Raw genomic sequence first — 13,004 nt, 5'->3', positions numbered from 1 at the left:
ACTCCTGTTTTTATCATGGTTTTTAAGGTAGGGGCCTGAGTTTAGGGGATGCTGTGCTCGTCCCGAATCACCACATGGTTTGGTTCCGGCAGTATGGGGGGGGCCGGTGGTTCAGTGACCAGAAGGGCGTTATCCCCCAGCAAGCCCTGAATAATGTCGGTTTCGTTGGCCGAGCCATAGATTGCCGACAGATCCGTGCCATGCAGAACTATTGTGACTGTATCCCCTCCGGGATCGGCACCGTTGCTGTCTATGGTGATTGTGGTATCACCACCACCGAAGCTGAAGCTGAAGTAATCTTCCAGGCTGCCGTTTTCTTCATTGAGCAGAATATCTGATAAATCCAAAGCATCATGATCGGGGTCGAAATGATAGACATCATCGGTACTGCCATCGGCTGAACCTGTATCCCACACCAAGATATCCCGGTCTGTGTCTATACCTGCATCCAGACTGTCACTGCCCAAGCCGCCGATGAGGTAATCGGCACCTGTGCCGCCTTCTATGGTGTCGTTTCCGCTGCCGCCCAGCAGCTCGTCGTCACCTGTCAGCCCTTTGATGATATCGTTACCTTCCCGGCCAACAATTTCATCGTTCAGATTGGCCCCTGTCAGTATGTCTCCTTCAGTGGTGCCGAAAATCAGGTTATCGACATTGTCTGTGCCCGTGACGGTAATGGCGGTATCCGGTAACAACTCGTGGGTGAAGGTCGCTTGTACAAAGCGTGCCTGGTAGGAGCCACCATCATTATCCAGATAGGTGATGGTCCAAATGTCTCCCGCGGATACCGGATTGGCTGCCAGGTATTGGGCAAGAGTGGTCGATAGATCAGATTCCATCAGTATGCTGTCGTAGGCCACACTGGCCTTCATCAGGCCTGAATCCACATCAAAGGTCCAGTCTGTCACCCCGTTTGCAGCGGCAATGACAATAAAGGTGATGCCATTGATGGTGAGCCTGACCGAGACTTCATCTTCCCTTTCCTGGCCGGTAGTACCACCAATTTCATCCCCAGGAATGGGAATGTCGAAGGGTGACTTCTGGAAGTCGGTGAAGAGATCCAGCGTACCCAAACTGGGATCGGTATTAAGTACTTCGGCGAAACCACTGCTGACGGTTAAGAAGGCATCCTGATCGTTACCCGAAGTGAGTGGCGAACTGCCGTCGCCGATCAGGACACTGTTATCGCCAAGGCTATTTTGCGGCACCGTGTGGATAACAAAGTCACCCAGTACCTGCTCTGTACCCGAATTGATGGTGAAGGTGAGTGAAATATCCAACTGACTGTCCAAATCGCCGTTGTCACCCGGCATATAAACCAGAGTGCCCAATTCAGTGGCCGACAGGTTGACCGGGTTGTCAAAATCATACGGCACTAAATCTACGGCTCCATCGGGAACGTACCAAAGCGTACCTATGTCTGCGACCACATTCTGATCCACAAAGGCCATGCTGATATTGGTAATGCTGATGACATCATTGGTATCTGTGTCTGTAGGTACGGCAATATGCAGTGGATATCCATCGTCATAGGGATTGAGCAACTCAGCCATGGAGGCCGGTACCCAGATTTCCTTGGCGAACTCACCCTCTACGGCATCGTTGGTGCCGGTGATGGTGATGGTGACATCATCATAGGCACTGCCGCCGTGACCGTCGCTGACGGTCACCCTGAAGGTCAGGGTGATGGTTTCGCCTTCGCCCAGGAAGTCGAGGTCGAGATTGCTGGCATCAAAGGTCCAGCCGGTGCTGCCCGGTGCAGCCGCATTGGTGACGCTGGCACTGAAGCCGGCTTCCAGGGCGGCCTTCAGGCCGGCATCAAGGACACCGCCGCTCCAGACGGCACCGCTTTGGAGGCTGGTCGCCACGCTCACCAGGTCATTGGTATCCACGTCATCGAAGCTGACGGTACCGCTGGCAAGGAGGCTCTGGTTGCTGGCATCGAGCGCTTCAACAAAGCCGAAGTCGGCGATGTCACTGATGGTCGGCGCATCGTTGGTGCCGGTGATGGTGATGGTGACATCATCATAGGCACTGCCGCCATGACCGTCGCTGACGGTTACCCTGAAGGTCAGGGTGATGGTTTCGCCTTGGGCCAGGAAGTCGAGGTTGAGGTTGCTGGCATCAAAGGTCCAGCCGGTGCTGCCCGGCGCAGCCACATTGGTGGCGCTGGCACTGAAGCCGGCTTCCAGGGCGGCCTTCAGGCCGGCATCAAGGACACCGCCGCTCCAGACGGCACCGCTTTGGAGGCTGGTCGCCACGCTCACCAGGTCATTGGTATCCACGTCATCGAAGCTGACGGTACCGCTGGCAAGGAGGCTCTGGTTGCTGGCATCGAGCGCTTCAACAAAGCCGAAGTCGGCGATGTCACTGATGGTCGGCGCATCGTTGGTGCCGGTGATGGTGATGGTGACATCATCATAGGCACTGCCGCCATGACCGTCGCTGACGGTCACCCTGAAGGTCAGGGTGATGGTTTCGCCTTCGCCCAGGAAGTCGAGGTTGAGATTGCTGGCGTCAAAGGTCCAGCCGGTGCTGCCCGGCGCAGCCACATTGGTGGCGCTGGCACTGAAGCCGGCTTCCAGGGCGGCCTTCAGGCCGGCATCAAGGACACCGCCGCTCCAGACGGCACCGCTTTGGAGGCTGGTCGCCACGCTCACCAGGTCATTGGTATCCACGTCATCGAAGCTGACGGTACCGCTGGCAAGGAGGCTCTGGTTGCTGGCATCGAGCGCTTCAACAAAGCCGAAGTCGGCGATGTCACTGATGGTCGGCGCATCGTTGGTGCCGGTGATGGTGATGGTGACATCATCATAGGCACTGCCGCCATGACCGTCGCTGACGGTCACCCTGAAGGTCAGGGTGATGGTTTCGCCTTCGCCCAGGAAGTCGAGGTTGAGATTGCTGGCGTCAAAGGTCCAGCCGGTGCTGCCCGGCGCAGCCACATTGGTGGCGCTGGCACTGAAGCCGGCTTCCAGGGCGGCCTTCAGGCCGGCATCAAGGACACCGCCGCTCCAGACGGCACCGCTTTGGAGGCTGGTCGCCACGCTCACCAGGTCATTGGTATCCACGTCATCGAAGCTGACGGTACCGTTGGCAAGGAGGCTCTGGTTGCTGGCATCGAGCGCTTCAACAAAGCCGAAGTCGGCGATGTCACTGATGGTCGGCGCATCGTTGGTGCCGGTGATGGTGATGGTGACATCATCATAGGCACTGCCGCCATGACCGTCGCTGACGGTCACCCTGAAGGTCAGGGTGATGGTTTCGCCTTGGGCCAGGAAGTCGAGGTTGAGATTGCTGGCGTCAAAGGTCCAGCCGGTGCTGCCCGGCGCAGCCACATTGGTGGCGCTGGCACTGAAGCCGGCTTCCAGGGCGGCCTTCAGGCCGGCATCAAGGACACCGCCGCTCCAGACGGCACCGCTTTGGAGGCTGGTCGCCACGCTCACCAGGTCATTGGTATCCACGTCATCGAAGCTGACGGTACCGTTGGCAAGGAGGCTCTGGTTGCTGGCATCGAGCGCTTCAACAAAGCCGAAGTCGGCGATGTCACTGATGGTCGGCGCATCGTTGGTGCCGGTGATGGTGATGGTGACATCATCATAGGCACTGCCGCCATGACCGTCGCTGACGGTCACCCTGAAGGTCAGGGTGATGGTTTCGCCTTGGGCCAGGAAGTCGAGGTTGAGATTGCTGGCATCAAAGGTCCAGCCGGTGCTGCCCGGCGCAGCCACATTGGTGGCGCTGGCACTGAAGCCGGCTTCCAGGGCGGCCTTCAGGCCGGCATCAAGGACACCGCCGCTCCAGACGGCACCGCTTTGGAGGCTGGTCGCCACGCTCACCAGGTCATTGGTATCCACGTCATCGAAGCTGACGGTACCGCTGGCAAGGAGGCTCTGGTTGCTGGCATCGAGCGCTTCAACAAAGCCGAAGTCGGCGATGTCACTGATGGTCGGCGCATCGTTGGTGCCGGTGATGGTGATGGTGACATCATCATAGGCACTGCCGCCATGACCGTCGCTGACGGTTACCCTGAAGGTCAGGGTGATGGTTTCGCCTTGGGCCAGGAAGTCGAGGTTGAGGTTGCTGGCATCAAAGGTCCAGCCGGTGCTGCCCGGCGCAGCCACATTGGTGGCGCTGGCACTGAAGCCGGCTTCCAGGGCGGCCTTCAGGCCGGCATCAAGGACACCGCCGCTCCAGACGGCACCGCTTTGGAGGCTGGTCGCCACGCTCACCAGGTCATTGGTATCCACGTCATCGAAGCTGACGGTACCGCTGGCAAGGAGGCTCTGGTTGCTGGCATCGAGCGCTTCAACAAAGCCGAAGTCGGCGATGTCACTGATGGTCGGCGCATCGTTGGTGCCGGTGATGGTGATGGTGACATCATCATAGGCACTGCCGCCATGACCGTCGCTGACGGTTACCCTGAAGGTCAGGGTGATGGTTTCGCCTTCGCCCAGGAAGTCGAGGTCGAGATTGCTGGCATCAAAGGTCCAGCCGGTGCTGCCCGGTGCAGCCGCATTGGTGACGCTGGCACTGAAGCCGGCTTCCAGGGCGGCCTTCAGGCCGGCATCAAGGACACCGCCGCTCCAGACGGCACCGCTTTGGAGGCTGGTCGCCACGCTCACCAGGTCATTGGTATCCACGTCATCGAAGCTGACGGTACCGCTGGCAAGGAGGCTCTGGTTGCTGGCATCGAGCGCTTCAACAAAGCCGAAGTCGGCGATGTCACTGATGGTCGGCGCATCGTTGGTGCCGGTGATGGTGATGGTGACATCATCATAGGCACTGCCGCCATGACCGTCGCTGACGGTTACCCTGAAGGTCAGGGTGATGGTTTCGCCTTGGGCCAGGAAGTCGAGGTTGAGGTTGCTGGCATCAAAGGTCCAGCCGGTGCTGCCCGGCGCAGCCACATTGGTGGCGCTGGCACTGAAGCCGGCTTCCAGGGCGGCCTTCAGGCCGGCATCAAGGACACCGCCGCTCCAGACGGCACCGCTTTGGAGGCTGGTCGCCACGCTCACCAGGTCATTGGTATCCACGTCATCGAAGCTGACGGTACCGCTGGCAAGGAGGCTCTGGTTGCTGGCATCGAGCGCTTCAACAAAGCCGAAGTCGGCGATGTCACTGATGGTCGGCGCATCGTTGGTGCCGGTGATGGTGATGGTGACATCATCATAGGCACTGCCGCCATGACCGTCGCTGACGGTTACCCTGAAGGTCAGGGTGATGGTTTCGCCTTCGCCCAGGAAGTCGAGGTCGAGATTGCTGGCATCAAAGGTCCAGCCGGTGCTGCCCGGTGCAGCCGCATTGGTGACGCTGGCACTGAAGCCGGCTTCCAGGGCGGCCTTCAGGCCGGCATCAAGGACACCGCCGCTCCAGACGGCACCGCTTTGGAGGCTGGTCGCCACGCTCACCAGGTCATTGGTATCCACGTCATCGAAGTTGACGGTACCGTTGGCAAGGAGGCTCTGGTTGCTGGCATCGAGCGCTTCAACAAAGCCGAAGTCGGCGATGTCACTGATGGTCGGTGCATCGTTGGTGCCGGTGATGGTGATGGTGACATCATCATAGGCACTGCCGCCATGACCGTCGCTGACGGTTACCCTGAAGGTCAGGGTGATGGTTTCGCCTTCGCCCAGGAAGTCGAGGTCGAGATTGCTGGCATCAAAGGTCCAGCCGGTGCTGCCCGGTGCAGCCGCATTGGTGACGCTGGCACTGAAGCCGGCTTCCAGGGCGGCCTTCAGGCCGGCATCAAGGACACCGCCGCTCCAGACGGCACCGCTTTGGAGGCTGGTCGCCACGCTCACCAGGTCATTGGTATCCACGTCATCGAAGTTGACGGTACCGTTGGCAAGGAGGCTCTGATTGCTGGCATCGAGCGCTTCAACAAAGCCGAAGTCGGCGATGTCACTGATGGTCGGTGCATCGTTGGTGCCGGTGATGGTGATATTCACCTGCTGATTATCACTGGCGCCAAATTCATCGGTTACAGTGACGGTAAAACTTAAGGTAATGGTCTCGCCGTCCGCCAGGAACTGCACCAAGCTGTTGGCAATACTGAATTCCCAACCGTCGTTGTCGGCACTGAATCCAGCCGCCAAGGCGTTAATTTCTGCCAGGGTGAGGGCACCACCGCTCCAGCTGGCATCGCCATTGTAACTGGTGCTGATCTCGTGACTGTCTCCCACGTCGACATCGGTAAAGCTGAGGGCTCCACTGTCAGACAGCATACCGGCAATGACATCGACATCTTCCATCACGCTGCCACCGTTATCCAGGGTCAATATCGGCGCATCGTTGCTGCCGACTATGGTTATGGTCACTTCCTGTGTGCTGGTTGCGCCATTTTGGTCTGTGACTGTGACCAGGAAGGTTTCTGTACGGGTTTCGCCTTCCTGCAAACTGTCGGCAGCGCTGTTGTCGATTGTAAAGGTCCAGGTGCCGGTTTCGGGATCTATGACGAAGTCACCGAACTCACCCTCGGCGTTACCACTCCAGGTCAATACGGCATCATGATCCGCATCTGTGGCCGTCAGGGTACCGGAAATTTCGGGAGAGCCGGGATTGATATTGCCGTCATCAAAGTTACCCGCTTCTATAACAGTGCCGTCGGCATCGCCTTCTTCAGGGGGATTGATGACAGGCCCGTCATTGGTGCCGTGGATGGTCAGGGTGACTACTTGGCTGTCGCTGGCGCCAAATTCATCTGTGACGGTGACAGTAAAGCTGAGGGTAATGGTTTCGCCGACGGACAGGAATTGCACCAGGCTGTTGGCGATGCTGTAATCCCAGCTGTTGCTGTCGACACTGAAACCGGCCAGCAGGGCATTGATCTGATCCTGGGTCAGACTGCCACCGCTCCAGCTGATATCGCCGTTATAGATACTGCTCATCTGATGCTCGTCGCCCAGATCCACATCGGTGAAGCTGAGGGCGCCGCTGTCAACCAGCATGCCGGCTGAGACATTTTGATCTTCGGTGACGCTGCCACTGGTCTCGGCGCTCAATATCGGCGCATCGTTGCTGCCGACTATGGTGATGGTCACTTCCTGAGTGGCAGTGGCACCAAATTCATCGGTCACAGTGACGAGGAAAGTTTCAATGCGCACCTCTCCTTCCTGCAGACTGTCGGCGGCGCTGTTATCGAGGATATAGGTCCAGGCACCTGTGGCCGCATCTATGCTGAAACTGCCGAAGGGGCTGTCAGCATTACCGCTCCAGGTCAGCACTGCACCGTTGTCCACGTCGCTGGCGCTGAGGTTACCGCTGACAGAGGGGACGCCGGGATAGAAGGAGCCATCGTCGAAGTTACCGGCTTCTATTACTGTACCCAGATCCTGGCCTTGCTCCGTGGTAATGACGGGGGCATCGTTGCTGCCGGTGATGGTTATGGTCAGAGTTTGGACACTGATATCGCCATCGGCGTCCTGTAGCACGTAGCTGAAGACCTCATTCAGGGTTTGGCCCTGAGCCAGGGCCTGCACCGCCTGCAAACCGGTATTCAATTGGTAGCTGTAACTGCCATCGCTGTTGAGTGTCAGTACGCCAAAACTGCCATTGATTTGGCTGGCCTGGCCCACACTGATGTTGGTGGCACTTCCGGCGCCGGCCGCGGTAACCTGGGCTGTATCAGCGCCCTGGGTGTCGTTGGCGAGCAGGTTGCCGATCACCGCCAGACTGGTATCTTCAGACAGACTGTTGTTGTCATTCTGGCCGCTGGGAGCATCGTCACCGACGCTGATGGTGAGGGTGCTTGAGGTGGTGACGCCAAGATTGTCGGTCAGCAGCAGCGAAAACAACTGGTTAAATATGTCCCCCTGGCTGTGATCGACCGCGGCTGTCTGGGTAAAGCTGAAGCTCATAATACCGTTTGCCAGGTCAACCCCGGAAATAGTCAGCACCCCATAAGAGGTGCTGATAGTCACAGGTCCATTGAATATGCCATCGGTCACAATGGCCACTCCGTCAATGCTGATGCTCAGTACACCGGAAGTGGCACTGAAGGCCAGGGTGCCATCTTGGGTAACCTGTTGGGCATCCGGGGTAGACCCCAGGGGTAAGGCAGCATCGGAGAAGGTGAGATTGGCATTGGCGAGGAATGGGGCTTCGGGGAGTATATCGGTCAGCAGAGGTTCTTCCTGGGCGGTCAGCGTCGTAGTGGTGAACCCTGTTGTATCCCATCCTGCACTGGCGAGGGTTTCGGCACCATCACGGCCGACACTGGTGTAGTCGAATCCACCCTCGGTTCCACCACCGCCGGCACCGGCTGCGGTTTCAGGTAAATCAGCTGTCGGATCCTGGCCTGCCAATATCTGGGCCTGCAGGGCGGCTATCTCCGCATCTGTAGCGTCAGCAGGCAGATCTGGCATCTGCGTTGAGGCTGGCGTTGTTTGTGCCTGAGACTGCATGTTCACTTCGCTCATGCGGGTGCCGTCTGCATACTCAATGACAAACTTATCATCGGAAGCAAATATCAATTGCTCCCCCTGGTGGATGATGTCACCAATATTTAATGTGCGAACGTTGCCTTGCTCATCCTTGGCCCTTAGCTGGCCAACTATCTGGGTGACAACTGCATCCTGTTGGTTGATTGCAATGCCCATGATCCTTACTCCGAGTGTCCGGCCTACCGCTGCCGGAAATGGGGGTGTCTGAGTCCACGCCAGAGGCAATGGTGCTACTTTAAGTCTGGGGAGCGGGACTGGACTGTCAAATTCATGACGCTTGACGGGTGGTTGGCACGGTTCAGGTCCGGCACGGTGGTATCAGGGGATAATCCACCTTATTCATGGGGTTAAGGCTTATTGGTTGCTGATGTATTCTGACTTAATAAAAACGCCACCTAATTGGTGGCTTTTTTAATCCTAAAAATTCTATCAATCTATGCAGGCCGCGGCCTTTTTATAACTCAGAAACGCACCGTGAGTATCGCCCAATTGCTCCTGGGCGTGGGCAAAAGCAGACCAGTGTTCGCGGGTGGGATGCAATTGACATAGCTTTTCCAGGGTATCCCGGGCCGCCTTGTTCTCGCGCAGCAGCAGTTGGACCTTGGCCAAGCTCTGAAGATAATCGCTGTCATCGGCCCAGCCGCTACCCAGTTGTTGCAGTAGCTTTATGACTTCGGTGTCGTCCACTGTCACTATCTTGGGCAGTACCACAAAGGCCGGTTCGGGATGATCTTTTTTCAGCGCCTTGCTTAGCCATTTGATGGCATCTTCATGACGTCCAAAAGCGTGCAGCCCCAGAGCATACTGACTCATGAGTTCAGAAGATGAGCGTTCCTGACGGCTCAGCCAATGCCAACACTTGTCCAGCTCCTGTTCACTGTGGGCGGCAGCATCGGTCAGCAGAGACAGGTTAATCCGGTTGCTCAGTTGGGTCAGTTGCTGCTCATCCAGCAGTTTTTGTTTGGTGATGGCGGGTAGCAGCAGTTTCAGGGCCTGCCAGTCCTGCTGTGCCAGATACAGCTCTTTTGCCAGGCGAATAATGGCGGGTTTGCTGCGACTGTTGGGATTGAATTTATCCAGCAGAATTCTGGCTTGCGCCAATTCACCCTGTTGCAGTAAATAGCGCGCCTTGGCCAGTTTAACCGCGTCCCCGTGCTGGGGATCAACCTGATCCAGTAAGGTATCCCGGGTTTCCGGCTTGCCCTGTTGATGAGCTGCTCGGGCAGCGGCCAGCAAGTTCAGCGCCGGCAACTCGCCGTTGGCGGCACCTTTGAGCATGGCTTTTTCTGCCTGGGGCCAATCTTCCTCCGCCAACGCCAGAGCGCCTTGAAGGGTGTGTTTCTTGGCAGCATTTCGGCGCCATTTTTGCGGTAGATATCGACTGCCAAGGAGCAGTGACAAGCCTTTGATAAAAGCGGACTCCGCAAGGTACAGCACAGCGTAAAACAGGATCAGCAGCAAAGAGGCGAACACCACACTGGTTTCTATCTGGTAGTCCCAGGCGGCGATATAAACGTAACCAGTGTTGCCTATCAAATAGGGACTCAGGCATAAACCCATCAACACTATCAGCAGGTAAAACAGGGAACGGATCATTGACCAGTCTCCCCAGCGCTTGACTCGGCACCCAGCAGATCACCGTATTCTTTAAACTGCTGCAACAGCTTGTCAGCCTTGAAGCTTTCAATAGTGATGGGGTCAATTCTCAGGGTTTGCAGTGCGTCCAGGGCTTCCAGCGCCGCTTGGGTTTGTTCGCTGCTCAGGCTGAAATACTGATAGATCCATTTACGGGCCATGGCGATGGATTGGCGATAATTCAGTTCATCATGGCGATGCAAGGCCAGTTGCGCCTGCAGCAGCTTATTGCGGACGTTTTGCTGCAGGTACCACTGCTGTTGGGGGGACAGCAGCGGCGCCAGATCGGTATTGCGATGGCGTATGGTAATGAATTCCTGGATAAGCGCCTGCCAGCTTTTGGCTAAATTAGTGCGCCAGTCATCTATGGATTCGGTCAGTTGCTGCTGATCTTCTGCTGCAATCGGCTCTGCTTCGGTGCGGTTGAGGGGCAGTTTATCCAGACCATTAATAATTTCATCAATGGCATAAAGGGTGCCGGCGGCATCGGTGATCTTGATGCTGCTGACACTGCTGATATCGCTTGCCAGCGCCTTGCGCAAGGGAAGCAGGGCGGGATTTTGCAGTGACTCAATGCGGCCATCGGCTTCTTTCAGTAGCGCCATCGATGTGGCGGGATCCCGCTCCAACCATAATTTGCGCCCGGCCAAACGGATCAGGTATTCGGCTTCGGCCAATACCCAATGGTTGGGGTCACGCTGGGTCAGGCTATTGATGCGCTGTGCGGTTTGTTGCTGTTGGTCTTCCAATGCCTGGAGTTTGCCTGCCAGGGTCGACTGCTGCTGCAGTTGTTGGCTGAGTGCGGATATCTGGCCGTTGGCATTATTCAGCGCCGTTTGCCATTGGTGACCCGCGCTTTGATTTTCCTGCTGTAGGGCCTGCATTTGCAAATAGAGCCAGTAGCTGCCGCCAATGGCGGTTGCCGCCGCCAGCAAAGCAAACAGTGTGAGCACCATGAAGAACCAGGGGCGGCCCTTGGGGGCATTTTCAGCGGTTGGCTGCGGGTCCATATCCTGCGGGGTGTCCGGGAGTGTGGATTCGACTTCTTGCGGTTGGTTATCCATGAAACTGTCCTGTTAACACCTGTAATGGCGGAAAGAAGAGAATTACAGTGACAGGGCGTCAAGCATGGCCTGGTGGTTGGCCGCGCCTGCATTGGTAACCCTGGTCAATCCTTTATCGCGAGCCTGGGCTTCCACCCGGCAGCTGGGCACTATGATATGACAGGAATTTAGCCAAGCAAAACACTCTTTGGGAACCAGTTTCAGCAAGTTGTCCAGCACTTCACCGCTGGTCAGCAGCAAAGTATCTATCCCAAAGGCCTGCCAGGCCGCGACAGTGGCTTGTGGATCCAGTGGTGGGCAGCCACGACGATACACCTCAAGGTAATTTACCTGGGCTCCCCGTTGGCTGAGGGTTTCGGCCAGGGTTGCACGCCCACCTTCTCCCCGGATAATGCCAATTTTGCGTTCGCTGACTTGGTCAAAGTCCGGCAATTGCAGCAGGCCTTCGGTCTGCTGGCAGTCGTCGGGTGCCCGGGTCACATTGAGGCCTAATTGTTCGAGGGCGGCGGCGGTGGCCTCACCCACGGCGTAATAACGGCTTGTTGGCCAATGGCTGCCAAAGAGAGTGGCGGCGTGGGTTACGGCTGTGGTGCTGATGAAAATGAGCATGTCGGCCTCTTTGGCCAGGCTCAGTGCCTCCGGGCTGACGGCAATGCTCTCAACACACAGGAGCGGCGTCACCATAAAAGCGACGCCGCGTTCGGTTAACGCTTGTTGCATCTGCCCATTGCGCCCCTCGGGACGAGTCAGCAGCACCTTCATCATCAAGCCTTGGCGTATACGGCATCCAGTATGGCCTTGGCGCCTTTGCCAAGCAGCTCGTCTGCCAGTTGCTGACCCAGGCTAACCGCATCGTCCGCTGCGCCTTGGATTACGCCGGTGATAATTTCAGAGCCATCGGGATTGCCCACCAGGCCGCGCAATGTCAGCTGGCCGGCATCAATTTCGGCAAAGGCACCAATGGGAACCTGACAGCCACCCTCAAGGCGGGTGTTCATGGCCCGTTCGGCCAGCACCCGCAGGCGGGTTGTTTTATGCTCCAGCGGTGCCAGCAGGGCCTTAACCCGGGCATCGTCGGTGCGGCATTCAATACCTACCGCGCCCTGGCCATTGGCCGGCAGAGATTCTTCGGCGGAAATGAAAGAGGCGATACGCTCTGACAGACCGAGGCGGATCAAGCCCGCTGCGGCCAAAATGATGGCGTCATACTCACCTGAGTCCAGCTTGGCCAGGCGGGTGCCCACGTTGCCGCGCAGATCTTTGATTTGCAGATCCGGACGACGGGCGCGCAATTGGCACTGACGACGCAGGCTGGATGTACCCACCACAGCGCCATGGGGCAGTTGCTCCAGGTTGGAATAGCTGTTGGACACGAAGGCATCACGGGGATCTTCGCGTTCACAAATCACTTCCAGCCCCAAGCCTTCAGGGAAATCCACTGGCACGTCTTTCATGGAGTGCACGGCGATGTCGGCCTTGTCTTCCAGCATGGCGACTTCCAGCTCCTTGACGAACAACCCTTTGCCACCGACCTTGGCCAGCGGCGTATCGAGGATCACATCGCCCTTGGTGCTCATGGGCAACAATTCGACCACCAAGCCTGGATGAATGCGTTCCAGTTCTGCCTTAACAAATTCAGCCTGCCACATGGCCAAAGGGCTTTTACGGGTTGCGATGCGAATGAGGTTTTGCGACATGCCGTAGATTCCATATCTGGTCTGGATAAATTGCGCCAATGCTAACATTGGCCGGTGGCGAATGTCACAAATGCCTGCAGGATCTTTGAACTAGGTCAGCTTAAGCTATTTTTAAGAATGTGACGCAGGTCTCATTTATTTGCTATGTCGTTCGGGAGTGGCTA

Annotated in this window: 5 protein-coding genes; all 5 read right to left on the bottom strand. The window is 57.3% G+C overall.

The window, feature by feature from the left end:
- Positions 1-41: 41 nt before the first annotated feature.
- The 5 genes from JYB85_RS16995 to hemC all read right to left on the bottom strand — a co-directional run bounded on the left by JYB85_RS16995 (position 42) and on the right by hemC (position 12,840).
- The gene (locus JYB85_RS16995; protein ID WP_207380227.1) at positions 42-8,600 is read right to left on the bottom strand and encodes a retention module-containing protein; all 8,559 of its coding nucleotides are present in this window, start codon (positions 8,598-8,600) and stop codon (positions 42-44) included.
- A gap of 273 nt (positions 8,601-8,873) precedes the next feature.
- Positions 8,874-10,040, bottom strand: coding sequence for a heme biosynthesis HemY N-terminal domain-containing protein (locus JYB85_RS16990; RefSeq protein ID WP_207380226.1), 1,167 nt, complete (start codon positions 10,038-10,040; stop codon positions 8,874-8,876).
- Entirely contained in the window at positions 10,037-11,143 is a 1,107-nt protein-coding gene (locus JYB85_RS16985) for a uroporphyrinogen-III C-methyltransferase (protein ID WP_207380225.1), read from the bottom strand. Before JYB85_RS16985 ends, JYB85_RS16990 begins: the two co-directional genes overlap by 4 nt.
- Before the next feature lie 42 nt (positions 11,144-11,185).
- Positions 11,186-11,905, bottom strand: a complete 720-nt coding sequence (locus JYB85_RS16980) for a uroporphyrinogen-III synthase (RefSeq protein WP_207380224.1) — start codon at positions 11,903-11,905, stop codon at positions 11,186-11,188.
- 2 nt (positions 11,906-11,907) lie between these two features.
- A complete protein-coding gene (gene hemC / locus JYB85_RS16975; RefSeq protein ID WP_207321116.1) occupies positions 11,908-12,840 on the bottom strand; it encodes a hydroxymethylbilane synthase in 933 nt (310 codons plus the stop codon).
- Between the last annotated feature and the right edge of the window lie 164 nt (positions 12,841-13,004).

The organism is Shewanella sedimentimangrovi, from assembly GCF_017354965.1.
Lineage (GTDB): Bacteria > Pseudomonadota > Gammaproteobacteria > Enterobacterales > Shewanellaceae > Shewanella > Shewanella cyperi.
This window is presented reverse-complemented; position numbering and strand designations above follow the sequence as displayed.